The organism is Ignavibacteriales bacterium (genome assembly GCA_026390795.1).
Lineage (GTDB): Bacteria > Bacteroidota > Ignavibacteria > Ignavibacteriales > Melioribacteraceae > Fen-1258.
Map to the genome: position 1 here is coordinate 15,874 of JAPLFG010000003.1, position 15,071 is coordinate 30,944.

Annotated in this window: 15 protein-coding genes; all 15 read right to left on the bottom strand. The window is 35.1% G+C overall.

Annotated elements, in window-relative coordinates; translation table 11 throughout:
* Positions 1-150 precede the first annotated feature (150 nt).
* Positions 151-276: a hypothetical protein gene (locus NTX65_03645; GenBank protein MCX6168408.1), complete on the bottom strand. Its 126-nt coding sequence runs from the start codon at positions 274-276 to the stop codon at positions 151-153.
* Between the two features lie 59 nt (positions 277-335).
* Entirely contained in the window at positions 336-560 is a 225-nt protein-coding gene (locus NTX65_03650) for a hypothetical protein (protein ID MCX6168409.1), read from the bottom strand.
* A gap of 250 nt (positions 561-810) precedes the next feature.
* Entirely contained in the window at positions 811-1,143 is a 333-nt protein-coding gene (locus NTX65_03655; protein ID MCX6168410.1) for an HPF/RaiA family ribosome-associated protein, read from the bottom strand.
* 175 nt (positions 1,144-1,318) lie between these two features.
* Positions 1,319-1,804, bottom strand: a complete 486-nt coding sequence (locus tag NTX65_03660) for a universal stress protein (protein MCX6168411.1) — start codon at positions 1,802-1,804, stop codon at positions 1,319-1,321.
* A gap of 152 nt (positions 1,805-1,956) precedes the next feature.
* A complete protein-coding gene (locus tag NTX65_03665; protein MCX6168412.1) occupies positions 1,957-2,343 on the bottom strand; it encodes a hypothetical protein in 387 nt (128 codons plus the stop codon).
* A gap of 20 nt (positions 2,344-2,363) precedes the next feature.
* Positions 2,364-2,762: a YtxH domain-containing protein gene (locus NTX65_03670; GenBank protein MCX6168413.1), complete on the bottom strand. Its 399-nt coding sequence runs from the start codon at positions 2,760-2,762 to the stop codon at positions 2,364-2,366.
* Positions 2,763-2,998: 236 nt separating this feature from the next.
* Positions 2,999-3,130, bottom strand: coding sequence for a hypothetical protein (locus NTX65_03675; protein ID MCX6168414.1), 132 nt, complete (start codon positions 3,128-3,130; stop codon positions 2,999-3,001).
* Positions 3,131-3,276: 146 nt separating this feature from the next.
* On the bottom strand, positions 3,277-3,969 hold the full coding sequence (locus NTX65_03680; protein ID MCX6168415.1) for a response regulator transcription factor: 693 nt from the start codon (positions 3,967-3,969) through the stop codon (positions 3,277-3,279).
* Between the two features lie 128 nt (positions 3,970-4,097).
* The gene (locus NTX65_03685; protein ID MCX6168416.1) at positions 4,098-5,384 is read right to left on the bottom strand and encodes a PAS domain-containing sensor histidine kinase; all 1,287 of its coding nucleotides are present in this window, start codon (positions 5,382-5,384) and stop codon (positions 4,098-4,100) included.
* Between the two features lie 13 nt (positions 5,385-5,397).
* Entirely contained in the window at positions 5,398-8,355 is a 2,958-nt protein-coding gene (locus NTX65_03690) for a PAS domain-containing protein (protein ID MCX6168417.1), read from the bottom strand.
* A 234-nt stretch (positions 8,356-8,589) separates the two neighbouring features.
* Positions 8,590-9,855: a divalent metal cation transporter gene (locus NTX65_03695; GenBank protein ID MCX6168418.1), complete on the bottom strand. Its 1,266-nt coding sequence runs from the start codon at positions 9,853-9,855 to the stop codon at positions 8,590-8,592.
* 429 nt (positions 9,856-10,284) lie between these two features.
* Positions 10,285-10,899 carry a LysE family transporter gene (locus tag NTX65_03700; GenBank protein ID MCX6168419.1) on the bottom strand — a complete coding sequence of 205 codons (615 nt, stop codon included), beginning with the start codon at positions 10,897-10,899 and terminating at the stop codon, positions 10,285-10,287.
* 85 nt (positions 10,900-10,984) lie between these two features.
* Positions 10,985-13,405 carry a plasma-membrane proton-efflux P-type ATPase gene (locus tag NTX65_03705; GenBank protein MCX6168420.1) on the bottom strand — a complete coding sequence of 807 codons (2,421 nt, stop codon included), beginning with the start codon at positions 13,403-13,405 and terminating at the stop codon, positions 10,985-10,987.
* Between the two features lie 82 nt (positions 13,406-13,487).
* Entirely contained in the window at positions 13,488-14,024 is a 537-nt protein-coding gene (locus tag NTX65_03710) for a hypothetical protein (protein MCX6168421.1), read from the bottom strand.
* Positions 14,025-14,116: 92 nt separating this feature from the next.
* Positions 14,117-15,046: a DnaJ domain-containing protein gene (locus NTX65_03715; GenBank protein MCX6168422.1), complete on the bottom strand. Its 930-nt coding sequence runs from the start codon at positions 15,044-15,046 to the stop codon at positions 14,117-14,119.
* Positions 15,047-15,071 lie beyond the last annotated feature (25 nt).

Consider the following 15,071-nt stretch of genomic DNA (forward strand, 5'->3'; position numbering starts at 1 on the left):
CAATAGTCCAAAAGGATGAAAAATGGACTATATAATTTCCACTTAAGGTTAAGTAGGGTTTATAGTAAGAAGAGGCAGCTTCATAAAAGTCGGCATTAAGCAGCAGCATTGTTTTAGATGATACAATTTCAAACTTCCAGATTAAACGAGTTATTGATTAAGAATTCCATGATTATTTTTTTCGTTTTTCTTCTCTCTCTTAGCAGCTTTTTTTTCTTTCATAGTTTTTGCAGGCTCTTTCTTTGAACCCTTTTTTGCGTCTTGACCCTTACTCATTTTTTTCTCCTTCTATTGCAGTTAGAAATCTAGTTCCAAAAATTTCTTCTAAAATGGTTTTATAACTTGTCAATCATTTTTTTCCATTCTTCTTTGCTTAGATTAAGCTTAATCCGAAGATTTTCAAACATCTCGTTTTTTTTACCTTCATGATATAGTAAATCATTATTAGTTAGATTTGGAAATTTCTTTTTTAGTTTGGCTTTTTGTTCAATCCATCTGTCCATCATAGATGGTGTGGAAGGTGAAAATTGTCTCGCTGCTTTATTGGATTTAGATTCCATTCTAGTCCTCTCTTACATGATCAAAATAATTGCTAAAAGATGTTACTCATAATAAACAAGATTTCACAATCACCCAAAGGGATGAAAAAGGGACTACATCTATAAAGTATTTGATGTATGGGAATTCCCCACCAATTAGAAAAGTTGTATCAATCGCAGTTTTTGTTGCCGGAATATTTTATTCACTATGACATGATCCCTTTTTGATGTTCAATCATTTTATTATGTATTCGGAATTTGTTAGCGAGTATCATTCATGTGACTGACTCTTTTGATCTTGCTGCCTTCCGAGTAAACTCTCGATCAATCTAACCAATTTATCAGCAGCACCGTTAACCGCTTGATCAACTGTCGCGGCATTATGAGTGACCGCGATGGGCTGGCGTTTTTCGAGGCGGGCTTCCATTACACAGCGTTTGTCGTCCTGACCGCTCTTCTCTCCATTCTCATCGCTCAGATGGATTTCCACACGCGTGATATTATCACTCAATCGACTCAGAGCGCTTTCCACTACACCATTGATCTGTACCGCAAACGCTTTGTGAACCTTGATGTTATTATCTGTATTAATTTGGATCTGCATACTTTTCTCCTGATGAAATAATTTTGATTAATTTACTATCGATAATGGTCATTAATCCCCTTTCTCTTCTTACTCGGTTAGTCTTACAATCGTAACACCTACTAACGGAATCTTATTGCATTCGGAACCAATTAATTTGTTTATCAATCCAAAGTTGAGACAAGAAAAACAATTTTCATTTTTCCTTTTTAGTCGGTACGATGAAAAGCGGTATAGAAGTGTGATGTAAAACTTCTTCCGTAACACTTCCCATGATTATATTTTCCAACCATTTCTTACTATGAGAGCCCATAACAATAACATCCGCATGCAATTCTTTTGCAGTATTTAATATCGCTTCGGCAAAATCCCCCTCTTTTACGACAGTTTGGATTGTTTCATCGCCAAGATGGTGTTTTGATTTATCAAGAAATTGTTGGGATCCTTTTTTCAATTCTTCAACAATATCTAATTGTGAAGGATCCATATTCATGTAACCGGTAAACCCCATTATAGGAGAATATTCAGTAGAGGAATAATACGCAGGATTTGATGTTACATGCAGCAAAACAACTTCCGCGTTCATCCCCTTAGCCATTGAAAAACCAAGCTCTGCAACTTTTTGCGCAGTGGGATCATAATCCAGTGCAATTAGTACTTTTTTCATTTTATTTATTTTCATTATCAATCACCTTTGTATTTTAATTTTCACCTAAACTGTTATGAAAGATATCTGTCCCTTCAATTTTTGTTTGCATTCCTAAAATCGTAAAATGTTTTATGTGCTTATTATATTTTGAGGTAGACATTTATTAGAAGCATTACTCTCTATACTTACTTTTTTTTATATGTATCCAAGAAAACTGAAGTGCCGCTTGCCAATGCCTTAACATTTTTGAGGAGGTATTTGGCGGGGTACACAACGGTTTGAAAATTTTTATGAGACGTAAAGATTGATAACCGCTCACGCAGATTTTTAATTGAGCTATCAATCTCCTCCCAATAATTTTCAACTTCAGAGACAACCCGTTTAATCCGTCGAGACATTTCTTCTAAATTATCACAAATCGGGTTTGTCTTTTCGAAAAATTCGTGGACATCCTTTCGGAGAGCTTCAACTTGTTCAGTAATTCTTTTCAAATATATAATCGCAAAAACACATAAAGCGGAAGCCGATAAAATTAATATGATTAACAAAATATCAATAACAGTCATCATCATTTCACTTCCTTCCTTAGCTTCTACACATCCATTCCTGCTTTGATTGCAGTTTTCAAACGCTCACTTTCTTTTTCATACTTTTCTTTTCCTTGATTAGCTACTTTTCCAGTTTTATCTTTCGCTTCGGTAAGAAGTTTCTCCGCTTCATTTAAAAGCATATCAACTTTTTCCTTAGTTTCGGCAACCAATTTTTCGGACTTATTTTTGCCTTCATTCATTAAGTGCGAAACCTTATCCTTTGCTTTCACAATGTACTCATCAACATCGTCAAGAAAGTCGTGCGATTTCGTTTTGATCTCTTCGCGTAAATTTTTCCCGGATTTCGGAGCATATAGAAGTGCTATAATTGATCCGACAGCGGCACCGGTAAGAGTTCCAATTAGTAACCCTTTTCCAATTCCCTTTGCTTCGTTCGTCATCTTAAACCTCCATTGGTTATGACATTTTAAAAATTCATTCATTAGTCCATAAGAGATTATTTTATTCATGTTCCTTTATTACCAGGTGAATGGAATAATCATTCATTCAAACAGATGAGAAAGGAACTAACCCTTTTTTGCCAATAAGAATTTTATTGCTAATGAATCCAATTCACCATAAGTCGAATTATCTAAAACTAACGAATCATTATTTTAGTAATATTTTGATGATCTAATTATTTTGTTAATTCGATAGTTTTACTGTTTTGTTGTTTATTTGTTGAGACTTGACCGCTTGCACTGCAGCTGCAAACCAAAAGTGATACTGCAAAAATTAAAATTAAGAATATTGCGTTTAGCTTTTTCATTGTGATTCTCCAATTAAATTAATTTTACAAGTCATTCATATAGTTGTCTAATGCTTGTGTGAAAAGCTATAATTACGAGTAGTAAAATGCTATCGAGCAAAAGGATGAAAAAGGAACTACATCTCTAGCTGGTTTACGATCGGTAGTTACTCACCAATTAATGAAGTAGTGTCTACTGCGGTTTTATAATTGTCTGAAAGATGAGCATGTTTCGCAATCTGGACACGTGTATGCAGCGTTAATTTTTCAAGAATGTTATGAACGTGGCTTTTCACTGTGTAGGTTGAAAGATGGAGATTTTGTGCAATCTCTTTATTTGTAAAACCCTCTGCAATCAATTCAATAACTTGCCGTTCACGTTTAGTCATACGAACTGCTTCAACAATTACTGATGGTTTGAATCTGTTAATTGCATGCTCGACTATTTGAGAAAAAAGTGAGCCGGTTAAATTAGGCGGCAAAACTTGAAGACCATTATAAACCGATCTGATAGTTTTGTAAAATTCAGCAATGCTTGCATCCTTTAGTATGAATCCTGATACCCCAGCTTGTATAAACTCAAATACATCTGCCTGAAGAGGTATAAGATCCATTACTATTATTTTAGTTTCGGGAAAATTCTGTTTACTTAATTTGACAATCTGTAAACTATTTTGATCACGTAAACCAAGATCTAAAAGGACTACATTTGGTTTGTGCTTCTTCATTGTGATTAAAATGTTTTCGCCATTACCAACCATAGCCACGACACTCATATCCGGTTGCTTTTTTAGAATCGACACAATTCCGTCACGCAGAAGCCGGTTATCTTCTATTAGCAATATCTGTATTTTTTCCATTTCACTTTCAATTTATCTAAAATAAACTGTTTGGATGAGGTCTAAATTCTACTAAAATTATTTTGTCTTCACAATGGGTATGATGTAATTCAATAATAAATTCATTGCATTATCAAATGGTGATAAATTTATGAGATTGATTTGTTTAAAGTGAATTTAAATTTTGATCCCTCTCCTAATTCACTCTCTGCCCAAATTTTACCGCCGTTTTTTTCTACGAATTCTTTACAGAGAGGTAATCCAAGTCCTGTTCCCTTTTCTCCATCGGTCCCTATACTTGTAGCTAACATGTTAAAGTCGAACAGAGTAGAAATTTTTTCTGATTCGATACCTATTCCTGTGTCCTGGATACACACTTCAACAAAACCATCTTTCTCAATAGATGAAATAATTACACGTCCATCAGATTTGGTGAATTTAATTGCGTTTGTTATAAGGTTATGAACAACCGAGCGAAGCATATTATCATCAGCAAAAACTATAGTTCTGGTGTCTACTTTGTTTGTGACAGTGATATTTTTCTTTATCGCACTCTGACTTGAAATTTCAATTTTTTTATTCACTAAATCAAAGAGATTAAGATCTACCGGTGTATACTCAAGCATGTTTCTTTGCATCAGCGACCAATTGAGCAAATTTTTCAAAAGGGCATATAGATTTTTCAAGTTGTCATTCAATCCTTTGCTAAACATAATTATCTCTTCTTGCGATAAACTTTCAGTTTCCGTAGCAAGTAATCCAGAAACACTTAGCAAAGACTGGAAAGGGCTTCTTAAATCGTGCGCAATGATCGAGAAGAATTTATCTTTGGTAGAGTTGAGTAATTTAAGTTCTTCAGTGGAATCTTTTAAAGAATCCTCAGCTTTCTTGTATTTCGTCAAATCGATTAACGCAACCTGGCATTTTTGATCTATTCCCAGCAAGTCATCTAATTCTAAACCTTCCAGTAGAACATGGAATACATGTTTATCTTTGTTCGTCACATTTAATTCGCAAGTTTGTTTTATGTGGGAATCAAAAACATTAGCAATAAACGAATTAAAAATTGACTTCTCATCTAGTTGAATAAAAGTACTAAAACTCTTATCAATTAATTTGTTCCGATCTAATTCAAACATTTTACTTGCGCTTAAATTTACTTCCTTGATTATGCCGTGTTTATTCAAAGTAAAGTAAGGGATTGGTGCAAAATCAAAAAGGTTTACATACTTATTTCTCGATACTTCCAATTCTTCCTGTGCAATTCTAAGTTCTTCGTTTTGATGTTCCAGTTCAATTTGATGGATTTGTAGCAACTGTACCAGTCTTTTAACATCTTCAAGTTTTTCAACAGCCGGCTTTTTAGTTTTTGGCTCAATCTTTTTCTTAGTTTTTTTAATAACGGTCTTGTCAGATTCCTTTTTTGCACGTTTCATTTTTTTTCTCTCTTTATTTTAGACTTTGGAACTGGATTGCAAGAAGAATGAGTTTAGATTCTTTATCTCCTTGAAAAATTTCACGGGCATTCAATAGTAATTTTTTTCTGCCCACTAATGCAGAATTATATTCAACTTCGTAATCCTCAAAATGATTGTGTTTAGGTAGTATTTGTTCAAGCAGTTCTCGCAGCTTAGGGATATCCCAATTTTTATCGTCAAGATCATAAATAAACTTACCGACAGTTTTTTCGCTGACGGTGTTAAATAATTTATAAAAAGAACGGTTGGCCGAAAGAACTTTCAATTCCTTATCAAGAATAAGAAGCGAATCTCTAACCGTATCAACAATATTATCTGAATATTCACGCGCAAGCTGAATATCCTGGTTTAGCTTACTGATCTCTTCATAGGCAGTTTTTATTTTGTGAATATGTGTAAAGGTAATCACAAGTCCATCAATCATATTGCTCGATGTCCGGTAAGGTAATATCCGCATTTGATACCAGGTTCCATCCTTGGTTTGTAATTCAACTTCTTTAAAAACAAGGGTTCTTAAAACTTCTTTTGAGTCCTCAATAAACTTTTCATATTTGAGATTCGTGGCTATATGGCTTATTGGTCTTCCAATATCGGATGCAATCAGGTTTACAACTTTTGTTGCATGATACGTAAATCTTTTAATAAGTAAATTATTATCAAGAAAAATGGTAGGAATATCATTGCTATCCATCAGGTTTTTCATATCATTATTAAGAACCGATAATTCATCATTCTTATTCTGCAGCTCGGTATTTACCGTTATCAATTCCTCATTAAGCGACTGTAATTCTTCTTTGGAAGTTTCCATTTCTTCATTAGAACTTTGCATCTCCTCGTTAGTTGATTGCATCTCCTCGTTGGTCGATTTCAATTCCTCGTTGGAAGTTTCCAATTCTTCAATGGTTGACCGTAAATTTTCTTTAGTCGCTTTTAAATCGTGTTCAAGTTCTCTGATAATTTTTTCCGATTTCTTTTCATAATGTATTTTTTTAGAAGTCGGTACCTTTTTTTGTGGTGTTACTTCTTCAAAAATGATCAATAAATAACCCAGCATTTCTTTAGGTTCTTTGATCGGTTTGATCGTAAGATTTATAAACTGCTTGCTGCCGTTAGTTTTTACTTTTATTCCTTCAGCTGTTAGTGATTTCTTGCCTGCTATAACTTTTCTAATTAATGCCGGAAGTTCTTGTTGTAATCCTTCACGTGCCATTTCAAAAATGTTCATCTTCGCTTCGCCGTTAGTAAGCTCTAGGTATTTACCGGTTTTCCCATGAATATAAACTATATCTCCATTCGCAGTTATTATCACACAATTAGGAGAGTAACTTTGCAGAATGACTTTTTCCGCTAATTGAGTAATATTTTTTATTTCGTTCTTTTCCATAATAATCTCATTAGTTTTTCCTAATGGTCTCGACACCGGGAATTCCATAAAAGGTTGTGCTGAGTAAATTGATTCTCTTCTTTTATAAATTTTCCATTTATTATCTATTATTGAGAACAGATCAACAAATCCACTAATTGTTTCCGAAGAACCCAGAAAAAGTATTCCCTTAGGTAAAAGACTATAATGAAATAAAGGAATTATTTTTTTCTGTAATTCGGTATTTAAATAAATTAAAAGATTGCGGCAGGAAATTAGATCAAGTTTCGTAAATGGGGGATCTTTAATAATGCTCTGCGGCGCGAAGACCAACATTTCTCTAATTTCTTTTCTGATTTGATAAAGATTTCCTTCGGAAGTAAAAAAACGATTCAAACGTTCTTTACTAATATCGGATTCAATTCCAGAGAATGAACCTATACGCGCTTTTTCAATTGCATTATTATCTATATCTGTGGCAAATATTTGCACGTTGAAATTTTTCTTCACTTCATTTAAGCACTCTTTCAATATAATGGCGACAGAGTATGCCTCTTCACCGGTATAACAACCGGGTACCCATATTCTTATTTGACTATTATCCGGCTTAGTTTTTACTAACTCTAATAATACCTTTTTCAATTTCTCAAACGATTCAGGATCTCTGAAAAAATTTGTTACGCCAATCAAAAGTTCTTTAAACAAGGATTTAATTTCTGCCGGATTTTCCTGAAGCAACCTGATATAGTTCGGGAGAGTATCCAATTGAGCTATATTCATTCTTCTTTCTACACGCCGGTAGATTGTATTATGTTTGTAATGTGAAAAGTCGTGGCCGGTATGAGTTCTGAGCAATATAAAAATTTTCTGAAATGAATCGGGGATTTTACCATCAGTAATTGCCCTATCGAAATAAACACCATTAATTTTTTGAGAAGTATATTTAATCAATTGTTCGGGCATTTCTTCCGGCGGGAGAATGTAGTCGGCTAATCCGGTTTTTATGGCGCTGCTTGGCATACCATCAAATTTTGCTGATTTGGGATCCTGCACCATTACCATTCCTAATTCATTCTTCACAGCTTTTAACCCTGTAGTACCGTCGGAAGCCATACCTGAAAGGATTATACAAATAGCTTTTTCAGCTAAATCCGCAGAAAGAGATTTGAAGAAAAAATCGATTGGAAGTCGGAACCCATGTGCCTCGGGGGGTTCTATTAATTGTATTATCCCGTGAAGAATTGCTATATCCCTATTTGCCGGTGCGACATACACATGATTTGGTTCAACAACCATTCCGTCTGCAGCTTGAAATAATTTCATCTTGGTAGATTTTTGAATTAGTTCCGGCATAATACTTACATGATTTGGATCTAAATGTGTCACTACAACAAAAGCCATTCCAGAACTCTCGGTCATATTTCCGAAAAATCTTTCGAGAGCTTCTAAACCGCCTGCAGATGCACCTATTCCGACTACATAAAATGAATTATTTGAGGATGATACTTCAGAGGCTATTTTATTTTTTTTGACGGGAGACCTTTTTGAAACAATTTTCTTCTTCATTGTCTTTCTCTTATAAAATCGCAGTACTTCTGGAAATCTATATTAATAAGAATCATTCAATCTAGAAGAAGCTCGAACATTTGACCCGGGTCCTATGATATCGCTAGTCACTTCGTTATATATTAAACTAATATTAAAATTTGCTAAAAGCTATCGAAACTTTATCCGAAACCAGGCTGCAGAATCTAATGATGTATAGAGCACAAAGCACCTAGGAAATTAAGTAGAACAATTCTATTTGAACTGGAAATAGATTAATGCAGCGGCGGCTACACTCATTAGTATAAGAGTTATTGTTCCAAGAATATTTGACCATTTTTTATTTGTAAATTCCCCCATAACTTTTTTGTTGTTACAAATGTGCATAATAATGGCAATCATTACCGGCGCCGTTAAGCCATACAATACAGCCGTATAAATAAGTGCCTGTATCGGGCTTATACCTAGAAATTCCAACGACAATCCTACCAGAAGCGAGATAATAAGCGTAACGTAAAATCCTTTGGCTTCGTGAAATTTTTTGTCCAACCCTTCCTTCCAATTAAAAGTCTCAGCTAAAATATAGGAAAGTGATCCTGCCAAAACCGGGATTGCCAAAAAACCTGTTCCTATTACACCGACGGCAAAAAGTAAATAAGTAAGTTTACCTGTTAAAGGTTCTAATGCTTTAGCTGCTTGGCCTACTGTATCAATTTGTCTTATGCCTGCCTTGTATAAAACAGCTCCGGTTGTAAGTATTATAAAAAACATAACAAGATTCGAAAACAACATTCCGAAATCGATATCCATCTTCATGTTGTCTAAAATTCTTTTATTAATTATAATTTTTTTGGTGCTGTGAGCCATGTCTTCAGCTTCCATAGTAGCTTGCCAGAAAAACAGGTACGGAGAAATTGTAGTTCCAAGAATTGCAACAAGTATTCCAAAAAAAGCTTTGTTGAAATGAATAGTTGGGATAAAAGTACTATTTAAAACTTCCCTCCAATTCGCATGCACCATGAAAGGAACTATCACATATAATAATAATGATATACAAAGCCATTTTAATGTAGCCGCAAGTTTAGTATATGGGTATTTGACTATCACGAAAATAAGTAGAGCCGTAAAAAGTATGCTGAAAAAAAATGAAGGAATTTGAGGTATAAGTAAATTGGCAACAGCTCCCATGCCCTGTATATCTGCGCCGATGTTCAGTGTTATTGCCGGAAAACTAAACAACGCCATTATATATAGAAAGCTTTTATGATATTTTTTTTTGAGTGTTCCTGTTAATCCTTCTTGAGTAACCATACCGATTCGTGCGCACATTTCCTGTACGGCAGCCATAAGAGGAAAAGTAATAATTGCAGTCCAAAGAGTTGCAAAACCAAAACCTGCGCCTGCTTGTGAATACGTTGCGATCCCGGAAGGGTCATCATCGCTTGCGCCTGTAATTAAGCCTGGACCAAGTATATGCCAATATTTTTTAAGTCTTGCAGAAACTATTTTAATTTTATTCACGCAATTATTAACCGTAATAGAATTTGATGATAATAAATTTATTCATGGCAAATTTATTTTATAATTTCTGTCAAAACTTTCGTTAATGTTAGATTTGTCAGTTCGGACTTTTTAGTTTTGATTTGATCCTATGGATAATATCAAATATTATTGGACCTGATAAAGCTCCTATTAACCAGATGTAAATAAATTGCAATGTTCTAATATTTTCATTCCCTGCAAGTCTAGAATAAAAAACGATTGCAAGTACTAGCAAGCCTAAATTATAATACCGACTCTTGCCTTCCATAAAACTCTCCTTTAGTTTATAAATGTAATAAGTAGTTGTTTAACAATACTTTATTATGATTTATAAAACGCAATATAAAAATAAATATCACCAATAAAAGACAATGTGTCGATAGCACAATTTTACCGGTATGTGAATTTTCATAACAGACTTGCGATTGCATAAACACCGGAGATGATTATAAGAATACCCGCAATTTTGTTTACCCATTGCAGCCCAACTAAATCCAGCTTCTTTCTAAAAAGTGTAACACCGGAGCTAAGCAGAAAGAACCATAAACCTGAACCAATAAAAACTCCTACTACAAGAGCCGCGGCAGATAAATAACTAAGACCGGCCCCTAATCCTAGTGCGGCAAATATTGCTATAAAAGCAAAGATAGTCATAGGATTAGTGAGTGTTAGGAAAACAGTAGTTAGATATGATCTTAAAATTCCACTGCTGCTTTTGATAGCGATTTTGGGATCTGCAGGGAGAGCACCAAATGTTCTTACACCAAGGAATAGTAGAAGAGCACCTCCAACCAGCCGTATCCAAATTTTTTGACTGACAAGCGTATTTGAAATGATTGTAAGTCCAAATGCAGCAACACATCCGTAAAGCATATCTGCAGTTGCGGCACCAAGACCAATAATTAAACCTCGTAATCGTCCTTCGGTAAGTGTTTTGCGTATACACATAATTCCAATGGGTCCAACAGGAACTGCCATCGCAAAACCAATCAAAATTCCCTTTAGAAGAATTATTAATTCCATATTAAAATCCTTCAATTGGATTATTCATATTATTAGTCATGTGTTCAACATTGCTTTCATTTAAAATAAGTTTTTAAATCAATTCTTATAATCCGAATTTTTTGAACAGATAAAATTTTGGGAAATCAATGCCGAATGTAAAGAGCGCCGACAATCCCAAAACGCTAAGAACTATAAGTAAGTTTAGCGATGGAACAAGGATTCCGAATAAACTTATAAACGCAATTCCGATAATTGCCGAGGTGGTTGATATGAGCAAACCTTTACCCGGAAGCGATGACCAGAAATGTTTTCTTTCTCTAACGATCAGAACTCTAAATTGACTGTTAAAAATAAAACTCAGCATTACGAGAGTAGTTAGTTCTTTCCATTGCAAATGCAAATAATTAATACCAATTAAAATTATAATGATGTCTCCCAAGACATAGAAGAGTGCCGGAACAAGAGAAGCTAAGATTAAATTCCCTACGTTCCACTTATTCGGGTTAGTTGTACTCTTTACATTGTCGGTTGCAAGAGTCATTATCACAAAATCATTTGCAAATACTAGTAAGGTCATTCCAATAAGAGAAAGCAAAATATTATGAAGCCAAAAAAATCCTATCGAAAGAAAAACAACAAATTCTATAACCTTAATAACTTTATTGAGAACCCATGTTAGCATTCGTTGGTATGTCTGCCTGCTTATTGTTACCGCATCTATTATTACACCCACACCGGATTCAGTTAAGACTACACTTGCTGCTGCTTTTGCTACATCTGTCGAATTGCTTACAGCTATTCCCATCTCCGCTTGTTTCAAAGCGGGCGCATCGTTAACTCCATCCCCGGTCATTCCTACAATATGTCCTCCGGATTGTAAAAGTTTAACAATCTTATATTTGTCTTCGGGATATATTTCTGCAAATCCATCACATTTACTAACGATCTCCAACTGTTTTTCAGCGCTCAAATCTTTAATGTCCGACATGCGAATAATGTTATTACCAATACCAATCTGATTTGAAATTTCCTTTGCTATTTCAATACTATCTCCTGTAAGCATTAACGGCTTAATACCCAACTTTCTTGCTTGGTCTATCATACTTTTTGAATCCGGTCTTGGCGGATCTGCCAGGGGCAGCAATCCTATTATCTTGAGATTATTTAAATCATCTACACCTGATCTGGCAACAGCTATCGTTCTATAACCTTTCTTGGAAAAACCATCTATAGTTTTGTTTACTTCATCTAATGTTCCTTTATCTACATTAGGACACAGAGATAATATCATCTGTGCAGCACCTTTAACAGATCTGAATCGTTTTCCTTCTGATTCAATTATTGCCTCTGTTCTTTTCGTAGATGGATCGAATGGGGTGTAGGAAACCTGTTTGTACTCATTAAAATTAATATCCGATTTTTTGGCATATTCAATTATGGCAAGATCAATTAAGTCCATTCCTTCCGATTGTGAGGTAAGAGAAGCTATTCTCAGAACATCTTCTTTCTTGTTGCCGGAAAACGAAATACTATCAACAACCGATAACTTGTTTTGAGTGATCGTGCCGGTTTTGTCAAAGCAAATAATATCGATCGAGGCAGCGTCTTCTACTGAATCTAGCTTTGTCACTAATGCTCCTTTTTTTGCAAGCTCAGTTGCGCCAACAGATTGCACAATTGTAAGGACTGCCGGAAGAGCCGCAGGAATAGCTCCCAAAAGGACAACAATTACGAAGGTCAACATTATAAGAATGCTTAAATGCATAAGTAAGGCAGATACTGAAACCACAATGGATGCGGCAATACCGAGATAAATCATATACTTTACCACAGACATCATCATTTCTTCTTGATGTGATTTCGGCTTCGCTATTTTTATCAGTTCAGCTGTCTTGCCAAAAAAAGTGTTTGCGCCGGTGTTAACTACTATATTAATGGCTTCTCCACGTTTTACCACTGAGCCAGAATAAATAATATCTGATGGATATATTTCGATTGGAAGAGATTCTCCGGTAAGTGCTGATTGATCAACAGAAAGTTCGCCCGATATAATTTTGGCATCTGCGGGTACAATGTCTCCAAGTTTTACAGAGACAATATCCCCTACCACAATTCCTTTTGCATCTTGCGCCGACCATTTTTTATTCCGCAGTACTTTTGATTTAATGGCAAGTTTTTTCTTTAACAGTTCCATCACTTTATGTGAACCGCTTGAATGTATTTGTCCTATTATGGCGTTTGACGTTAACAATGTAAAAATTATTATTCCTTCAACGTAATGATTTAAAGCGAAGGCAAGTCCCATAGCAAGTTCCAGCAGCCACGGCATAGGCCCCCAATAACGCAGAATAAATTCGAGAAAGGAACTCTGTTTCTTTTCTACTATTTCGTTATTGCCGAATTTCTCAAGACGAATCTTCACTTCGGAATCTGAAAGTCCATCTGCAGTCGTCTCAAGAAGTTTATACATCTCTTCTAAGGAGATCTTTTTAAATTCAGATGTATTCTTAATATTTGATTCCAAAAAAGCGCTCTCTTTCATTAACTTGCGCAATACCAGCTAAAATTTTTTGAGTTAATCTGTCTTGAATATTTAAATACTTTGATCATCTTACGCGATATTTGAACTGAGATGTTTTGTAGCCCATACCAATATTCAGATTAATTGTAAATAAATATTCACCCTTCTCGTCAAGTGTAACGCCGCCACCGAAGTGATTCATCATCGGTTGTAAATTGACTGAGGCAATTTTCTTTGACGGGGAAACAATTTCTACTTTGGCGCTGGAATCGGCAAATTGTTTTCCGGTTGTAATATTTGTTACATCAAAAATAAAGTAATGTGTACCGGTTAATACAGCAGCTTTAGTTTCTTTGTCCATTGCCATGTTATTTTCCATCTTTCCCATTTTCTTTCCCATAGTTGTCATCATCATTACTTTATAATCCTTTTGGGTTAAGATCCAAACTTTGGTATTAAGACTATCTACATTAGATTCAAAAACCGGTTTGCCCATTACGCTCGAAACATCTTTTGGTGATGTGATGGGCTTTGTACTAATTTTTTGTTTGGTTTGCCCAAACATTGTTGCTGTAAATACAATTACTATTATCGTTGAGAGAAGTAAATATTTTGTTTTCATAAGAATCCTTTAAAATTATTTTTTAGTAAAATTATTGTAGAACATCTTGTACCTTCAAGTATCAATTTCTTATGCAATAGTTGAGCAATATTTTAATTCCTTAGTGCTCCTAATTTTTTGAACAAATCGAGCTCCTCCTCGCTGAGATTCTCCGGCAGCATGATGTTAATTTTTACAAACAGATTTCCAAATTCATTCTTCTTTGCGTATACTGGCATCCCAAGCCCTCGAAGTCTGAGTTCTTTACCATTTGGTGTTCCCTTTGGAATATCAACAGTAACTTTACCTTTCAGTGTTTTGATTTCAACTTTACCACCAAGAACAGCAGTATACAGTTCAACCGGCAGATTATAATATAGATCGTTTTCCTTCCGATGAAATTCCGGATGCGGTGCAATCTTGACTGTGAGAAAGAGATCGCCATTTGGACCACCATTTAATCCGCTACCACCTTTACCGGAAATTCTGAGTTTCTGTTTATCGGCAACACCCGGTTTAATCGTCACTTTAATAGTCTGATTATTTAGTTGTATGAGCCGAGCGGCTCCATGATATACTTCTTCGAGAGAAAGTATTGTTTCTGTTGCAAGATCCTCTCCTTTTTTAACAACATTCCTTCTCCCTTGTCGCTGACCACCACTGCGTTGTCCAAAAAGCATTTCAAAGAGATCACCGGCTCCTTCACCAGAAAACATCGAATCAAATTCATTTGTACTTGTCCGGTGCGTTTGTCCGCCACGATCACTTGCATATTTCGACCAATCAAATCCTCCCGGCTGAGCTCCGGCTTCTTCGTAGTGTTTCCAATCCGCACCAAATTGATCGTACTTTTTTCGTTTTACCGGATCGCTAAGAACTTCGTTAGCCTCGTTAATTTCTTTGAACTTTTCTTCTGCTACTTTGTCTCCCTTAGTTTTGTCGGGATGATATTTATTGGCAAGTCTTCGATACGCTTTTTTTATCTCTGCTGGAGTTGCAGTTTTTCCAACACCCAAATCCTTGTAGTAATCTTTATAGTTCATAGCTTGACCATATTGTATTCATAGC

Coding starts and splice junctions, on each gene's coding strand:
- NTX65_03715 (MCX6168422.1), bottom strand. CDS start 15,046: ATGAACTATAAAGATTACTACAAGGATTTGGGTGTTGGAAAAACTGCA.
- NTX65_03650 (MCX6168409.1), bottom strand. CDS start 560: ATGGAATCTAAATCCAATAAAGCAGCGAGACAATTTTCACCTTCCACA.
- NTX65_03645 (MCX6168408.1), bottom strand. CDS start 276: ATGAGTAAGGGTCAAGACGCAAAAAAGGGTTCAAAGAAAGAGCCTGCA.
- NTX65_03670 (MCX6168413.1), bottom strand. CDS start 2,762: ATGACGAACGAAGCAAAGGGAATTGGAAAAGGGTTACTAATTGGAACT.
- NTX65_03700 (MCX6168419.1), bottom strand. CDS start 10,899: ATGGAATTAATAATTCTTCTAAAGGGAATTTTGATTGGTTTTGCGATG.
- NTX65_03660 (MCX6168411.1), bottom strand. CDS start 1,804: ATGAAAATAAATAAAATGAAAAAAGTACTAATTGCACTGGATTATGAT.
- NTX65_03685 (MCX6168416.1), bottom strand. CDS start 5,384: ATGAAACGTGCAAAAAAGGAATCTGACAAGACCGTTATTAAAAAAACT.
- NTX65_03675 (MCX6168414.1), bottom strand. CDS start 3,130: ATGAAAAAGCTAAACGCAATATTCTTAATTTTAATTTTTGCAGTATCA.
- NTX65_03655 (MCX6168410.1), bottom strand. CDS start 1,143: ATGCAGATCCAAATTAATACAGATAATAACATCAAGGTTCACAAAGCG.
- NTX65_03665 (MCX6168412.1), bottom strand. CDS start 2,343: ATGATGATGACTGTTATTGATATTTTGTTAATCATATTAATTTTATCG.
- NTX65_03690 (MCX6168417.1), bottom strand. CDS start 8,355: ATGAAGAAGAAAATTGTTTCAAAAAGGTCTCCCGTCAAAAAAAATAAA.
- NTX65_03680 (MCX6168415.1), bottom strand. CDS start 3,969: ATGGAAAAAATACAGATATTGCTAATAGAAGATAACCGGCTTCTGCGT.
- NTX65_03710 (MCX6168421.1), bottom strand. CDS start 14,024: ATGAAAACAAAATATTTACTTCTCTCAACGATAATAGTAATTGTATTT.